Here is a 14,356-nt window from a genome sequence, read left to right as displayed (position 1 = left end):
CCATTTCGCCACCTTTGATTTCAGTAGGCTGGCTGGCGTTATAGCAGGTATTTCAGGCCATTAATATTGTCCGCAAGGGCAATATGGCGCCTGTAGAGGTGGCGGTGCCGGGGCGGGCGGGCCGCCAATCCGGGGCTGTGACCTAGTGCCCGCGATGCCCGCAGACCGCGCATTCGGGATCGCGCTGCACGTTGACGCTACGCCATTGCATGGTGCGGACGTCCAGCCACAGCAGCCGGCCAGACAGGCTTTCGCCCACGCCGGACAGCAGTTTCAGGGCCTCGGCGGCCTGCATGCTGCCGATGATGCCGACCACGGGGGCAAACACGCCCATCGTGGCGCAGTTGGCTTCCTCGACGTCGTCGGCTTCGGGAAACAGGCAGTGGTAACAGGGCGCGCTGTCGTCGCGCAGGTCGTACACGCTGACCTGCCCGTCAAAGCGGATGGCCGCGCCGGACACCAAGGGCTTGCGGTGCTGCACGCAGGCGCGGTTGATGGCGTAGCGGGTGGTGAAGTTGTCGGTGCAGTCCAGCACCAGGTCCGCCGCCGCGACGGCATCAGAGAGCGCTTGCCCTTGCAGCCGCTCAACCCGGGCATGGACGCGCGCCTGCGGGTTGAAGGCCGCGAGCATGTCGCGCCCGGATTCGGCCTTGTGGCGGCCGACGCTGGCGGTGGTGTGGAGAATCTGGCGTTGCAGGTTGCTGAGCTCGACGACGTCGTCGTCGGCCAGGGTGATATCACCCACGCCGGCGGTGGCCAGGTACAGGGCGGCGGGGGAACCCAGCCCCCCTGCACCCACGATAAGCACACGCGCCGCCAGCAGTTTTTCCTGCCCTTCTATACCCAGCTCATCAAGCAGGATGTGGCGGGCGTAGCGCAGCAATTGCTGGTCGTTCATTTGTCCTTGCTGGGCTCGACTCCGGTCGGCGTGATCTTCATGCGCGTGGGCGTGCCGCCACCGGCCTTGGCGTCAGCCTTGGCCTGGGCGCGCGCCGAACCCTTCTGCACCGGCTTGCCGGCCAGCACGTTCAGCGCCTGTTGCAGCTGGAAGTCGTCCTTGCCACCGAACTCGAACACCTTGGTGGGCAGGTCGACGTTGTCTTGCGCCGAGTTGGACTTCACCTCGTTGGCGGTCTCGGGGTTGGACAGGTGGCGTTGCAGGTCGGCTTCGCGCGGCAGGCGGAACAGATCGCCGTCGGCCGTATCGGCAACGACGTAGTCCGGTTCAATGCCCGTGGCTTGAATGGAACGGCCGCTGGGCGTGAAGTAGCGCGAGGTCGTCAGCTTGACGGCGGTGGATTCGGACAGCGGCAGGATGACCTGCACCGAGCCCTTGCCGAACGTGCGGTTGCCCAGCACCTTGGCGCGCTTGTGGTCTTGCAGCGCGCCGGCCACGATTTCGGACGCCGAGGCCGAGCCCACGTTCACCAGCACCACCATCGGCACCGTCTTGGTCCAGGCCGGCAGGCCCGACAGGTAGTTGCTTTCGCCGCGGGCATATTCCGACGGCGTGGCCAGGTACTTGTGGCGGGCGTCGGGCGTGCGGCCGTCGGTGGACACCACCAGGGTGTCCGGCGGCAGGAATGCACCCGACACGCCGATGGCGCTGGTCAGCAGGCCGCCCGGGTCGTTACGCAGGTCCAGCACCAGGCCCTTAGGCGCTTCCTTCGCGCCCAGGTCCTTCAGTTGCTTGGCCAGATCAGCGCCGGTCTTTTCCTGGAACTGCGCAACGCGGACATAGCCGATGCCGTTGTCCAGCATCTTGCTGCGCACGCTGCGCACCTTGATGACATCACGCACGATCTTCAGCACGATGGGCTGGGGACGATCGGCACGCATGATGGTCAGGGTGATGGGCGACTTGGGCGCGCCACGCATGAGCTTGACCGCGTCGTTCAGGGTCATGCCCTTGGTGGGCGTGTCGTCGATCTTGATGATGAGGTCACCGGCCATGACGCCGGCGCGCGCGGCGGGCGTGTCTTCGATGGGTGAGATCACCTTCACGAAGCCGTCTTCCGCGCCAACTTCGATGCCCAGGCCGCCGAATTCGCCTTGGGTCGCCGTCTGCATTTCGCGGAAGGCGTCGGCGTCCAGATAGGCCGAGTGCGGGTCAAGGTTCGAGACCATGCCCGAGATCGCGTTGTCGATCAGGGTTTTGTCGTCGACCGCTTCGACGTAGTTGTTCTTGATGGCGGCGAAAACATTGCTCAGTTGCCTGAGCTCGTCCAAAGGCAATGGACTGCCGCGCTGGGCAACGGCTGTTACCCCTACGCTAAGCAATACGCCAGCCACCGCACCGATGGCAATCAGACCGAAACCGCGAAACTTGCGAGTGCCCATGCACACTTCCCGAATTTTGTTTTCGCCGATGGCGGTTTGGTAATTTACCAACGACTTGTACCTACCAACCTATTGGGCCAGCCACTGGGCCGGGTCCACAGGAGCGCCACGATGGCGAATTTCAAAGTATAGGCCGGATTCCACTTGGCCGCCGGTTGCGCCTACGGTAGCAATAGTATCGCCACCTGACACCGAATCCCCCACTCCTTTGAGCAGACTTTGGTTGTAAGCATAGACAGTCAGGTACTGCTGGCCATGATCCACAATGATGAGATTGCCAAAACCACGCAGCCAGGCGGCGTAGACCACGGTGCCAGGGGCCACCACCTTGACGGGCGTGCCTTCGGGCGCGCGCAGCACCACGCCGCGCCAGACGCCGCCATCCGGGCGGTCAACCCCGAAACGGCCTTGCACCTGGCCGCGCACCGGCATGGCCAAGCCGTGTTTCAAGCCGCTGCCACTTCCCAGCGGGGCGGCGCGGGCGCTTTGTTGCGCCGATGCACTGCGGGTTGGAGTGGTGTCGGCCGCTGCGGGTTCCGTATTTTTTGCGGGTTCCGGCGATTTGGCAGGCGTCTGCCGCGCCGATCCGGTCGGATCGGTCAGGCGAGTCTGCCCTTGTTCAGCCGGGCGTAATCCGGCGGCGTCGGGATCTGCCACGGCAACCGGGCCGCGGCTCTGGCGCGAGGCCGCCTCGACTTGTTCACGGGCCTGGGCCGCGTCGCGGGCATCGCGGCTATCGCGGTCGCGTCGGGCGGCGGATTCGGCGGCCTGCTTGCGGTCGGCCTCGGCCTTTTTGCGGGCTTCTTCAGCACGGCGCTCAGCCTCGGCGCGTTTGCGCGATTCTTCGGCGGCGCGGCGCGCTTCTTCCACACGGCGGGCCTCTTCGGCCTTTTTGCGCGCCTCTTCGGCCTTACGGGCTTCTTCGATCTGCTTGGCGATGGCCGCATCCAGATCGGTGATCAGGCGCGACAGGCGCTGGTCGTCGCGCCCCAGCTTGTTGGCTTCGGCGCGCTGGGCGGCGATCTGCCCTTCTAACTGCGCCAGCAGCGTGGCGCGCTCTTTCTGCTGCCCGACCAGCGCGGCCTTCTGCTCGGACGTTTCAGCCACGACTTTTTCGATTTCATCGCGCCGGGCATCGGCACGCGCCTGCAAGGCCGCCAGGCGATCGATGTCCGCCCGAAGCGCCTTGACGGCATTGGCCCGGGCTTGCGACACGTAGTCCAGGTAGCCCAGGTTGCGGCCCAGCACTTGGGGATCGTCGCCGGACAGCAGCGCCGTCCACGGCGACAGGCCGCTGGTGTACTGGGTGCGAAGCTGGTCGGCAAGTTCCACGCGGCGCTTGGCCAGCACGGCTTCCTGCTCGCCGATCTGCTTTTCCAGCCCGGTCAGTTCGGTCTGCGCCTGACGGCCGGCATCGGCCAGTTCGCGCAGGCGCAGGTTGATCTTGGAAATGGCCGATTCCGACTGCTTGAGCGCATCGGCGGCTTCCTTGCGGGCGGTTTCCCGCCCGTCGATTTCCTTTTGCAGATTCTCGATACGGTCGCGCAAGGCCGCCTGCTGACGCTCGGCGTCGGACTGGCGGCCTGCAAGGTCGTTGGGCGCGGCGCGAGCCGATAGCACCCCACCGGTCAACATGACCGCCAACAACAACCCTGCCGTGCGACGCATAGAGATATCAGTCCTTCTTAGCCTTGCCTTGGGCGGCAACCGCAGCCATGGCCGCCTCGATCTCGGCGGCATCGCCCAGATAATAGTGGCGGATCGGGCGCAGGTCATCATCCAATTCGTAGACCAGCGGCTGGCCGGTCGGGATGTTCAGGTTGACGATGTCGTCGTCCGAGACGTTGTCCAGGTGCTTGATCAGCGCGCGCAGGCTGTTGCCGTGGGCGGCGATCAGCACCTTGCGGCCGGCGCGGATGGCCGGGGCGATCGAATCATTCCAGAACGGCAGCACGCGGTCCACGGTGTCTTTCAGGCATTCGGTGGCGGGCAGCTGGTCGGCCGGGATCTTGGCGTAGCGGCTGTCGAAACGCGGGTGGCGTTCGTCGTCCAGCGACAGCGGTTCCGGGGCGATGGCGTAGGCACGGCGCCAGATCAGCACTTGCTCGTCGCCATACTTGGCGGCGGTTTCGGCTTTGTTCAAGCCCTGCAGCGCGCCGTAGTGGCGTTCGTTCAGGCGCCAGTTCACGCCCACGGGGGTGTACATGGCGTCCATGGCATCCAGCGCGATCCACAGCGTGCGGATGGCGCGCTTGAGCACCGACGAGTAGGCCAGGTCGAAGGTATAGCCTTCTTTCTTCAGCAGCTCACCGGCTTTACGGGCCTGTTCACGGCCGGTTTCGGTCAGGTCGACGTCGGTCCAGCCGGTGAAGCGGTTTTCCAGATTCCACTGGCTTTCGCCGTGGCGCATGAGAACAAGTTTATGCATGGTTTGGCACGCTTTCCGCGCGGGTTAAAGTTAAAGGATGGTTAAAGAATGCGCTCATTTTATAATTGAGTGATTTTGCCCTTGATTTTGCCCCGGCGCACTCGTCCAATTCCCTGGCGCGATGCCCACGGGTTGGCCAAGGGTTCGCCCATATCCGGCTCGCTGCCGCCCTTCAGGATGACCCGTGGATCTTTTGCAATTCTTGCTCGATAAAAACAACATCTTCATCGTCGCCGTCACCGTGATCTCTGGCGTGATGCTGGCCATTCCCGCCCTGCGCAAGGGCCGCAAGGGCTCTGCCGTCAGCACCGGCGAGGCCATCCAGATGGTGAACCAGCGCAACGCCGTGTGGATCGACGTGCGCCCCGCCGAACAATTCCAGGCCGGCCACATTGCCCAGGCACGAAATGTGCCGGCGGCCGACATCGAACAAAAGGCCGCGTCGCTGCCGAAGAACAAGCCGCTGGTTGTGGTTTGCGACAATGGCCGCGACTCGGCCCGCGCCGCCGCAAAGCTGCGTGCGCAAGGCTTCGCCGACGCGGTGCCGCTGGAAGGCGGCATGCGCGCCTGGTCGGCCGCCAGCCTGCCGGTCACCCAAAAGGGCTGACCCGGGCCGCCCCCGGGGCTGCCCCGATCTCTCCAATCTTGAACTCGCAAGGAGCGCCTATGAATAAAGTCGTCATGTACAGCAAGGACTACTGTCCCTATTGCTCGCGCGCGAAGGCCCTGCTTGAGCAGCGTGGCGTGACCGACCTGGAAATCATCCAGATCGACCGCGACCCGTCACAACGCGATGTCATGATCGAACGTACCGGCCGACGCACCGTGCCTCAAATCTTCATCGGCGATAAACATGTCGGCGGTTGCGACGACTTGATGGCCCTGGACCGCTCGGGTGGCCTTGCCCCCTTGCTCAACGGCTAATCGCCTCTACTTTTGCCCCCCCACCAACGGAAATACTCATGGCTGATCAAGACCAAAACACCCAGCAAGAAGGCGGCAACGACGCGCCCTCGTTCAATCTGCAACGCGTCTACCTGAAAGACCTTTCGCTGGAAATGCCGAACGCGCCCCACGTCTTCCTGGAGCAAGAAGCGCCCCAGGTTGAAGTGAGCATCACCGTGGGCGGCCAGCGTCTGGCCGAAACCGTGTTCGAAACCACGGTCACCGTCACCGTCACCACCCGCATCAACGACAAGGTTGTGTACCTGGTCGAAGGCACGCAAGCCGGCATCTTCGAAGCGGCCAACATCCCCGAAGAGCAGCTGGATCCGCTGCTGGGCATTGTTTGCCCGACGATGCTGTACCCGTACCTGCGCGCCAACGTGGCCGATGCGATCACCCGCACTTCGATGCCGCCGCTGCACCTGACCGAAGTCAACTTCCAAGCCCTGTACGAACAGCGCCTGGCCGAGTTGCAACAGCAGCAAGGCGCCGCCAACGGCAACGGCAATACCAACGGCAGCGATTCGGGCATCATCCTGCCCGCCAGCGCCACCCGTCAGTAAGCACGCCGCGCCCCGATGAACCATCCCGCTCAGCCGCGCTTGCGCGTTGCCGTCCTGGGTGCGGGAAGTTGGGGCACCGCGTTGGCGGCGGCCTCCAGCCGCCGCCACCCCACCCTGCTCTGGGCGCGCGACGCCGCGCAGGCCGCCAGCATGGCCGCCTCGCACGAAAACGCGCGCTACCTGCCGGGCATTTCCCTGCCCGCTTCCCTGAATTTTTCGTCCGACCTGGACGCCACGCTGCGCAGCCTGCGGGACGAGGCCGACGGTGCGAACGCGCGTCGTCTGATCGTGCTGGGCGTGCCCGTGGCCGGGCTGGCCGCGATCTGCGGCGAACTGGCCCGCCGCCTGCCCGTCCTGGGCCTGCAAGACACCCCCATCGTCTGGACGTGCAAGGGCTTTGAGGCCGACACGGCCAGGCTGCCCCACGAGATCGTGCAAGAGGCCCTGCCCGGCGCGGTCGGCGGCGCCTTGTCCGGCCCGTCCTTCGCGCGCGAAGTCGCCCAAGGCCTGCCCGTGGCGCTGACCGTGGCCAGCACCGACACCGGGCTGCGCGATGCCACCACCTCTGCTTTCCACGGGGCGGCGCTGCGCGTCTACGCCAGTTCCGACCTGGTTGGCGTGGAGGTCGGCGGCGCCTTGAAAAACGTCATCGCGGTCGCCTGCGGCATCGGTGACGGGCTGGCGCTGGGCACCAATGCCCGCGCGGCACTGATCACCCGCGGCCTGGCCGAAATGACCCGCTTCGGCGTGGCGCTGGGCGCGCGCGGCGAGACCTTCGCCGGGCTGACCGGCCTGGGCGATCTGGTCCTGACCGCCACGGGCGAGCTCTCGCGCAACCGTCGCGTGGGCCTGGAGATCGGCGCCGGCCGCAAGCTGGCCGACATCCTGGCCAGCGGCATTACCGCCGAAGGCGTGCGCTGCGCCCGTGCGGCGCGCGACCGCGCCCGCGCCATCAATGTCGAACTGCCCATTACCGAAGCCGTCTGCGCCGTGCTGTTCGACGGCGTTGCGCCCATGACCGCGGTGTCGGCGCTGCTGGCGCGCGACCCGCGCGATGAAAGTGCCGACGTCAATGCCAACCTCAGTGCCACCAGCAGCGCCAACGGCGCGCTGGACGATACGCTGGGCGGCCATCTTTGACCCCTCTCTAACAACAACACACACGCCCCATCCCGAGGAGACATCCGTCATGACGCAAACCCGCAAATTCCGGGTCGGCCCGCTTCTGCGCGGCCTGTGCCTGAGCCTGGCCGCCGTGCTGCCGGCCGCCGCCCATGCCGATTGGCCCGACCGCCCCATCCATATGGTCGTGCCGTTTCCGCCCGGCTCGTCGCCGGACATCCTGGCGCGCACGATCTCCGAGCCGCTGTCGCAGGCGCTGGGCCAGCCCATCGTCATCGACAACAAGCCCGGCGCGGGCGGCAACATCGGCACGCGCGTGGTGTCGCAGGCCAAGCCGGACGGGTACACGTTGCTTTACACGATCAACGGCCCGCTGGTGACCGCGCCCACGCTGTACAAGAAAACGCTGGGCTACGACCCGCTGAAGGATCTGGCGCCGGTCACCCTGGTGGGCACCAGCCCGAACGTGCTGGTCGTGCCCGGCAGCCTGAAGGTCGATAACGTCCAGGACTTCGTCAAGCTGGTCAAGGAACGCGGCAATTCGTTGAACTACGGATCGGTGGGGCCGGGCAGCTCGGCGCATCTGGCGATGGAGATGTTCAAGGAAAGCGCGGGCGTGGACCTGGCGCACATCCCGTATTCAGGCTTCCCGCAGGTGATTACGGCCATCATCGGCGGCGACGTGCAGGCTGGGTTTATGGTGCCCGCCATTGCCGTGCCGCAGGCGCGCGACGGCAAGGTGAAGCTGTTGGCGGTGACCAGCCTGCAACCGAGCGAGGCCTTGCCCGGCGTGCCGACGATGGCGTCCCAGGGCTATCCCGACTTTGAGGCGATTTCGTGGAATGCGGTGCTGGTGCCGGCGGGGACGCCGACGCCGGTGATCGAGCGGTTGAATAGCGAGTTGGCGCGTGTGATCAATAGCGAGGCCGTGCGCAAGCAGTTGGCGTTGCAGTATTTCACCCCGGCGGCGTCGACGCCCGAGGCGTTGGTGGAGCGGATCAAGAATGAAAAAGCGCGGTGGGATCAGGTGATTGAGCGCTTGAAGCTGTCGCTGGATTGATGGGTTTGCGCGGTTAGGAGCGGCGGGGGCGATGGCTTTTATTCGCCGCTGCTTTGTGGAGAGAGCGGTTTGGTTTCGCCGCTGTTTGATGGGTTTGCGCGTTGGAAGGCTGCGTTCTTGGGCAGGCTGTGGCGCGCTACACCCATCCTACGATCAACGGAAGGTGGCGTTCTTGGGCGGGCCGTGGCGCGCGGCGCCCATTCACGATCCGCCTTCGAAGCCTTGTTGGCGCCAGGCTTCGAAGACGGTGACGGCGACGGCGTTGGACAGGTTCAGGCTGCGTTGGCCGGCGCGCATCGGCAGGCGCAGGCGCTGCTGGGGCGGGAACATCGCTTGATGCTCGTCGGATAAGCCGGCCGTTTCGCGGCCGAAAACGAAGACGTCGCCGGGCTTGAAGGCGATGTCGGCCACGCTGCGCTGCGCGTGCGTGGTCAGCGCGTAAATGCTTGAGGCGTCGGCCCCCGTGTCATCCAGCGCTTCCTGCAGGGTGTCATGCACCCGCACGGGCTGCCACTCGTGATAGTCCAGCCCGGCGCGCCGCATGCGGGCGTCATCCAATTCGAAACCCAACGGACGCACCAGATGCAACTGGGCGCCCGTGTTGGCGCACAGCCGGATGGCGTTGCCGGTGTTGGGGGGAATCTCGGGGCAGACGAGGATGACGTGGAACATGGCGAATTGGGAAGCAGGACGGGAGACAAGGACGGCTTGCGGCGCCAGCGTGGCGACGTGGCGGGATTGTCGCCGATTTGTGTGGGAGGCGGGCTGACGGCTCGGAGCTTCGCCCCGCTCGGTGACGAGGCCGGCGCCTGCGCCATCACGGCGTGCGGGCAACCACCAGCACCGTCACCCCGGCCGCCCCCGCCGCCAACAGCGCGACCGCGGCGGCTTGCACGGTGCTGCCGGTGGTCATGACGTCGTCCACCACCGCCACGTGGCGGCCTCGTACTACTGAAGAGGCGTTGAACAGGCCGGCCGCGACCTGGCGCCGTGCGTGGCGGCCCAACGTCGTCTGCCTGGGCGTTTCCCGGCGCCGCCGCAGCGCTTGCCGGACCAGCGGCAGGTTCAGTTCGGCCGCCAGGCTGCGGGCGATTTCTGCCGCCGGATTCATGCCGCGTGCGCGCAGCGACGCGCGGCTGGCGGGTATGGGTGCCAGCAAGACGCCGTCGGGAAGCAGATTTGGTTCGTGCCGGATGGCGTCGGCCAGCAGACAGGCCAGCACCGGCGCCATGCTCAGGCGCAGTTGCGTCTTCAGCATCCGGATCAGCGCGTCAGCGGGCGGCACGTAGTCAAAGGCCGCGATCGTCCGCCCATAGGCCCTCGGCGCGCCGAGGCAGGCGGGGCAAATTGGCGCCGGAAGTGGGGCTGGGGCCGGTGCGAGTACCAGCGCCGGGGCTGAGGCTGAAGTTGGATCTGAATCTGGGACCGATGCTGCGGCTGGGGCTGAGTCCCGGGCTGAGTCCCGGGCTGAGTCCCGGGCTGAGTCCCGGGCTGGATCTGGGGCTGGATCTGGATCTGGGGCTGGATCTGGATCTGGGGCTGGATCTGGATCTGGGGCTGAGGCTGTGCCCGAAGCCACGTCCGTGATCAACGCCGAGGCCACCGCCGAAGCAATAACCGGCAACCTCAACGCGCAGCGCGGGCATCTCGGGCGCCCGCCCAGAGGCGCGGCGGTGATGTCCTCCGCGCAGCCGCCGCACAGGCGCGCGCCCGCCACTCGCGCCCCGCACAGTGGACAATCGCAGCCCACGCGGGACCAAAGCCGCCGCCCCATGGCCTGTAGGGGCAATCGAATTCGTCGGCCGGGATGCGCAATAATGGATGCCATTCCTCATGAAACCATGTTCCGCCCCGCGGCCAAGACGCGGGCGCGACCGAAATGTCCCTGCCAGAATCCGCACCGCTACCCACCCTTCCCATCGTCAGCGCCGACGTTCCCCGGCAGTTCGCCCGCCGTGGCGACTTGTCCGACGCCCAGTTCCTTTATGGCGAAGTGGCGCGCCGCATGCTGGGCCGCTTGCAATACATCCGCGTGCAGCCGCAAGCCATGCTGGACGCGGGCTGCGGCGCGGGAGACAACCTGCCCCTGCTGCGCGAGCGCTATCCCGACGCGGGCTACACCGGCCTGGACAACTGCGAGCCGCTGCTGGAACTGGCTAGAAAGCGTCATGCCCCCGCGGGCTTGGGCGCCTGGATCGGCAAGCTGGCCCGGCGCGGGCCCGCCGCACCCAGCTTCGTCAACGCCGACCTGGCGGAAACCGGGCTGGCCCCCGAATCATTGGAGCTGGTGTGGTCCAACCTGGCGATGCATTGGCACCGCGCCCCGCATGCTGTGCTGGCGGAATGGCGCCGCATCCTGAAGGTGGGCGGGCTGGCGATGTTTTCCTGTCTGGGGCCGGCCACCCTGCGCGAATTGCGGCAAGCGCTGACCGATGCGGGCCTGGCCACCGCCACGCCGTCCTTCGTGGACATGCATGACTTTGGCGACTTGCTGGTGGAAAACGGCTTCGCTGACCCTGTCATGGACCAGGAAATTCTGACGCTGACCTACCGCAGCCCGGAAAAGCTGCTGGCCGACGTGCGCGCACTGGGCGGCAACCCCGCCGAAGGCCGGCGCGGCGGGCTGGTCGGACGAGACTGGCGCAACCGTCTGTGCGCCGCGCTGGAAGCACAGCGCCGGCCCGACGGCCTGATCGCGTTAAGCATTGAAGTGGCGTACGGCCATGCCTGGCGCGCCGCGGCGCATCGCACGGTGGCGGGCGAGACCCGCCTGTCCGTCAGCGCCATCGGCGGCCGGCATCGCGGTAACCCCTGAAACAGGGGCCACCACTACTGCTAACTACGACTGCTACTTAGTGCAAGCGTTCCGGCAACGGCACGCTGACACCGGGTTCCGACGCCGACAAGGGCTGCATCGGTTCGGAATTTGCCCGGATGCGCCGGCGCAGCACGGCGGTGGGCTCAGCTGGCGGGGCGGCCACCGTTTCGCCACGCCAGGCGTGCGTCATGGCGTCAACCATCAACGGCAGGTCGCGCAGGCGATGGAACTGGCTGCGCAGCCAGCGCGAATCGTTGCCGCTGCGCATGGCCTCGTCGCGCAGCGTGGCGATCATGTCGCCCGTGCCCAGCTCTTCGGCCACCGGCATCAGGCGCTGGAACAGCGTGCGCAGGTGGTCCATCAGGCGCAGCCGCTGGCCGTCCGGCGTCACGTAACTGCCCTGCAAGCCAAAACGGCAGGCCTGGAAGTGGTTGCTGCGGTAGGACAGCCAGGCGTTGTCGCTGGGGTCGTCCTCGCGCATCAGCAGCACGGCCAGAGCCTGGGCGAACGCGGCGATCTGGCAGGCGCGTTCCACGGTCAAGGGCGTGTCGCAGACCCGGATCTCGACCGTGCCGAATTCCGGCTTGGGGCGGATATCCCAATACAGGTCCTTGATGCTTTCGGCCAGGCCGTAGGCGCGCAGTTGCGACAGATGGGCCTCGAACTGATACCAGTCCTTCACGTCGGGCGGCATATGACCGGCCAGGGGGAAGCTATTGACGGCGTTCAGGCGCGAGCACGAGAACAGGGTGTCCACGCCCTCGCAGTACGGCGACGAGGCAGACAGCGCGATGAAGTGGGGCACGTAGGGCGACAGGCGGCGCAACAGCTTGATGGAGTCATCGCCACTTTTCACGCCCAGATGGATGTGCTGACCGAAGACCGTAAATTGACGCGCCAGGTAACCATACATTTCGGCCAGGTACTGGAAGCGCGGAGTGTCCGAAATGGACCGTTCCTGCCAACGCATGAAGGGGTGGGCGCCGCCGCCGGCCACCGACACGCCAACCGCGTCGGCCGCTTCGACCAAGGCATCGCGCATCTCGCGCATTTCGGCCAACAGGCCCATGGGGTGCTCGTGCACCGAGGAATTCAGTTCGATCATGGACCGCGTGATCTCGGGTTTGACGCGGTCGGCAATGGGGTGGTTGGCCATTTGGGCCAGCAATTCGTCAGAGGCGGCGGTAAGGTCAAAACTGCGGGGGTCGATCAGTTGCAACTCTAGTTCGATGCCCAGGGTGTTGGGGGCCGACGAAATGAACGGGATCGGTTCCATTCCGGACTCCTTTGAATGTTTGATATGAGGGGACGCGCCGTTCGACCTTGAAGCCCGGTAACTTCCCGGGGGGCACTAGACGGCGGCTTGTGGAATGCATGATAGCCGCAGGTTTGTGGCAATACGATTGAAAATCGTGACATTTGTGTGCAACATCGCGTAGCACACGGTTTTGCCCTCTGAAGATAAGTGAGCAAGCGCTTACAAGTCAGGAACGACGCGGGTTGCCAAGCGATGGCGCCCGGAATCGCAGCAGACAAGCGGTTTTCGGAGAGGGGTGGGATAACCCTTTATCGGGTTATTCCGGAGAGGCTTTGGGGGTCAGCGCCCCCTTATTTGCGCCAGAACATGGGGGTGAACAGCACCAGCACGGTCAGCAATTCCAGGCGGCCGATCAGCATGGCGAAGGTGCAGACCCAGATCTGGAAATCGGACAGCACCGCGAAGCTGCCCATGGGCCCAACGGGCCCCAGCCCGGGGCCGGTGTTGTTGATGGTGGCAAATATGGCCGAGAACGCCGTGATGGGGTCCAGCCCGGACAACAGCAGCAGGCTGGTGAACACGGCGATGGACAGCCCGTAGATCAGCATGAAGGCCAGCACGGACGACATGGTGCGCCCTTCCACCGCCCGGTCGTTGATGCGCACCGGGCTGATGGCATGCGGGTGCAGCATCGTCACCAGTTCATTGCGGGCCTGCTTGACCAGCAAGATCGCCCGAATCATCTTGATACCGCCCCCCGTGGACCCGGCCGACGTGGCGAAGCCCGACAGCAGCAGCATGGTCAGCGGCGCAAACAGGGGCCACTGGGCGAAGTCGGTATTCGCGTAGCCGGTGGTGGTAGCCATGGAAATGGTGTTGAACATGCCAAAGCGCAGCGCTTCCAAAGGCTCGTCGTAGACGCCCTTGATGTACAGGAACACCGAAATGACGACGCCTGCACCCAGCATGACAACCAGGTAGGGAATGGCTTGCGGGCACTGCGCATAGGCGCGCAAGCTGCGCTGGCGGAACGCGATGAAATGGGTGGCGAAGTTGATGCCCGCGATCACCATGAACACCATGGCGACCATTTCCACGGCCACCGAATCAAAGTGGGCAAAACCGTCGTCCCAGGTCGAAAAGCCGCCCAGCCCCATGGTGGTGGCCATGTGGCACCAGGCTTCAAACCAGGACAGGCCCACCGCGCGGTAGGCCAGGAAGCACAGGATCGAAAACACGAAGTACACCGCATACAGCGCCTTGGCGGTACTGGCGATGCGGGGCGTCAGGCGTTCATCCTTCATGGGGCCGGGCGTTTCGGCCCGCACCACCTGGTGGCCGCCCACCCCCAGCAGCGGCAAGATCGCCACCGCCAGCACCAGGATGCCCATGCCGCCAATCCAGACCAGCGTGGCGCGCCACAGGTTGATGGATGCCGGCAAGGCGTCCAGGTTGGTCAGCACCGTGGCGCCCGTCGTGGTCAACCCAGACATGGCCTCGAAATAGGCGCTGGTGAAAGACAGCGGCAAGCCGGCCCGGTGAAAGTAGAGCAGCAGCGGGATCGACGCTAGCAACGGCAGGCCGGCCCACACCGCGGACACCAGCACGAAGCCGTCACGCGCGCGAAGCTCGCAGCGGCTGCGCCGCGTCAGGGCGGCCAGACCGCCCCCGATGCCCAACGAAAGCAGGAAGCCGTGCAGGAAAGCGTCGCGCGCCGCATCGCCGCCCAGGTAGGCGATCACCAGCGGGATCAGCATGGTGAGCGCAAACATCACCATGGTCAGCCCAAGGATATAGAGGGTTCCGAGAATGCGCTTCATGG

14 protein-coding genes are annotated in these 14,356 nt (G+C 65.8%); 6 read left to right on the top strand and 8 right to left on the bottom strand.

Annotation, left to right across the window (positions count from 1 at the left end; genetic code table 11):
* Positions 1-142: 142 nt before the first annotated feature.
* The 4 genes from CVS48_RS08030 to gpmA form a co-directional block, all read right to left on the bottom strand.
* Entirely contained in the window at positions 143-898 is a 756-nt protein-coding gene (locus CVS48_RS08030) for a HesA/MoeB/ThiF family protein (RefSeq protein ID WP_100853983.1), read from the bottom strand.
* Positions 895-2,340, bottom strand: coding sequence for a S41 family peptidase (locus CVS48_RS08025; RefSeq protein WP_100857556.1), 1,446 nt, complete (start codon positions 2,338-2,340; stop codon positions 895-897). The genes CVS48_RS08030 and CVS48_RS08025 overlap by 4 nt, the downstream gene beginning before the upstream one ends.
* Before the next feature lie 69 nt (positions 2,341-2,409).
* Positions 2,410-4,008 carry a murein hydrolase activator EnvC family protein gene (locus CVS48_RS08020; RefSeq protein WP_100853982.1) on the bottom strand — a complete coding sequence of 533 codons (1,599 nt, stop codon included), beginning with the start codon at positions 4,006-4,008 and terminating at the stop codon, positions 2,410-2,412.
* Positions 4,009-4,015: 7 nt separating this feature from the next.
* Entirely contained in the window at positions 4,016-4,768 is a 753-nt protein-coding gene (gene gpmA / locus CVS48_RS08015) for a 2,3-diphosphoglycerate-dependent phosphoglycerate mutase (RefSeq protein WP_050445786.1), read from the bottom strand.
* 184 nt (positions 4,769-4,952) lie between these two features.
* Here gpmA and CVS48_RS08010 point away from each other — a divergent pair, with 184 nt between their 5' ends.
* From CVS48_RS08010 to CVS48_RS07990, 5 genes are read left to right on the top strand one after another with little or no spacing between them, the layout of a single operon-like run.
* The gene (locus CVS48_RS08010) at positions 4,953-5,375 is read left to right on the top strand and encodes a rhodanese-like domain-containing protein (protein ID WP_167400963.1); all 423 of its coding nucleotides are present in this window, start codon (positions 4,953-4,955) and stop codon (positions 5,373-5,375) included.
* A 59-nt stretch (positions 5,376-5,434) separates the two neighbouring features.
* Positions 5,435-5,692, top strand: a complete 258-nt coding sequence (gene grxC, locus CVS48_RS08005; protein ID WP_100853981.1) for a glutaredoxin 3 — start codon at positions 5,435-5,437, stop codon at positions 5,690-5,692.
* Between the two features lie 38 nt (positions 5,693-5,730).
* Positions 5,731-6,276, top strand: coding sequence for a protein-export chaperone SecB (gene secB / locus CVS48_RS08000; protein ID WP_100853980.1), 546 nt, complete (start codon positions 5,731-5,733; stop codon positions 6,274-6,276).
* A gap of 15 nt (positions 6,277-6,291) precedes the next feature.
* A complete protein-coding gene (locus tag CVS48_RS07995) occupies positions 6,292-7,416 on the top strand; it encodes an NAD(P)H-dependent glycerol-3-phosphate dehydrogenase (protein ID WP_242001343.1) in 1,125 nt (374 codons plus the stop codon).
* Between the two features lie 49 nt (positions 7,417-7,465).
* Positions 7,466-8,458 (top strand): Bug family tripartite tricarboxylate transporter substrate binding protein, encoded by a 993-nt coding sequence (locus CVS48_RS07990; protein ID WP_100853979.1) that lies wholly within the window; start codon positions 7,466-7,468, stop codon positions 8,456-8,458.
* A gap of 201 nt (positions 8,459-8,659) precedes the next feature.
* On the opposite strand, the gene CVS48_RS07985 is transcribed toward CVS48_RS07990, so the two are convergent.
* The gene (locus CVS48_RS07985; protein ID WP_100853978.1) at positions 8,660-9,130 is read right to left on the bottom strand and encodes a tRNA (cytidine(34)-2'-O)-methyltransferase; all 471 of its coding nucleotides are present in this window, start codon (positions 9,128-9,130) and stop codon (positions 8,660-8,662) included.
* 145 nt (positions 9,131-9,275) lie between these two features.
* Complete coding sequence (locus CVS48_RS07980; protein WP_242001344.1) at positions 9,276-9,743, bottom strand: ComF family protein; 468 nt, start codon at positions 9,741-9,743, stop codon at positions 9,276-9,278.
* A 594-nt stretch (positions 9,744-10,337) separates the two neighbouring features.
* Here CVS48_RS07980 and CVS48_RS07970 point away from each other — a divergent pair.
* Complete coding sequence (locus tag CVS48_RS07970) at positions 10,338-11,273, top strand: methyltransferase domain-containing protein (RefSeq protein WP_100853977.1); 936 nt, start codon at positions 10,338-10,340, stop codon at positions 11,271-11,273.
* 37 nt (positions 11,274-11,310) lie between these two features.
* Here CVS48_RS07970 and CVS48_RS07965 read toward each other — a convergent pair whose 3' ends face one another.
* On the bottom strand, positions 11,311-12,552 hold the full coding sequence (locus CVS48_RS07965) for a YbdK family carboxylate-amine ligase (RefSeq protein ID WP_100853976.1): 1,242 nt from the start codon (positions 12,550-12,552) through the stop codon (positions 11,311-11,313).
* A 332-nt stretch (positions 12,553-12,884) separates the two neighbouring features.
* Entirely contained in the window at positions 12,885-14,354 is a 1,470-nt protein-coding gene (locus tag CVS48_RS07960) for a TrkH family potassium uptake protein (RefSeq protein ID WP_100853975.1), read from the bottom strand.
* Positions 14,355-14,356: the final 2 nt, after the last annotated feature.

Origin of the sequence: Achromobacter spanius (genome assembly GCF_002812705.1) — a bacterium.
GTDB lineage: Bacteria > Pseudomonadota > Gammaproteobacteria > Burkholderiales > Burkholderiaceae_B > Achromobacter > Achromobacter spanius.
Note: the sequence above shows the minus strand (reverse complement) of the source record. Positions and strands in the feature narration are given on the sequence as shown.

Excerpts from the sequence above, each read along its gene's own strand:
- grxC (WP_100853981.1), top strand. The coding sequence starts at position 5,435 with ATGAATAAAGTCGTCATGTACAGCAAGGACTACTGTCCCTATTGCTCG.
- CVS48_RS07995 (WP_242001343.1), top strand. The coding sequence starts at position 6,292 with ATGAACCATCCCGCTCAGCCGCGCTTGCGCGTTGCCGTCCTGGGTGCG.
- gpmA (WP_050445786.1), bottom strand. The coding sequence starts at position 4,768 with ATGCATAAACTTGTTCTCATGCGCCACGGCGAAAGCCAGTGGAATCTG.
- CVS48_RS07965 (WP_100853976.1), bottom strand. The coding sequence starts at position 12,552 with ATGGAACCGATCCCGTTCATTTCGTCGGCCCCCAACACCCTGGGCATC.
- secB (WP_100853980.1), top strand. The coding sequence starts at position 5,731 with ATGGCTGATCAAGACCAAAACACCCAGCAAGAAGGCGGCAACGACGCG.
- CVS48_RS08025 (WP_100857556.1), bottom strand. The coding sequence starts at position 2,340 with ATGGGCACTCGCAAGTTTCGCGGTTTCGGTCTGATTGCCATCGGTGCG.
- CVS48_RS07985 (WP_100853978.1), bottom strand. The coding sequence starts at position 9,130 with ATGTTCCACGTCATCCTCGTCTGCCCCGAGATTCCCCCCAACACCGGC.
- CVS48_RS07960 (WP_100853975.1), bottom strand. The coding sequence starts at position 14,354 with ATGAAGCGCATTCTCGGAACCCTCTATATCCTTGGGCTGACCATGGTG.
- CVS48_RS07990 (WP_100853979.1), top strand. The coding sequence starts at position 7,466 with ATGACGCAAACCCGCAAATTCCGGGTCGGCCCGCTTCTGCGCGGCCTG.
- CVS48_RS08020 (WP_100853982.1), bottom strand. The coding sequence starts at position 4,008 with ATGCGTCGCACGGCAGGGTTGTTGTTGGCGGTCATGTTGACCGGTGGG.
- CVS48_RS08030 (WP_100853983.1), bottom strand. The coding sequence starts at position 898 with ATGAACGACCAGCAATTGCTGCGCTACGCCCGCCACATCCTGCTTGAT.
- CVS48_RS07970 (WP_100853977.1), top strand. The coding sequence starts at position 10,338 with ATGTCCCTGCCAGAATCCGCACCGCTACCCACCCTTCCCATCGTCAGC.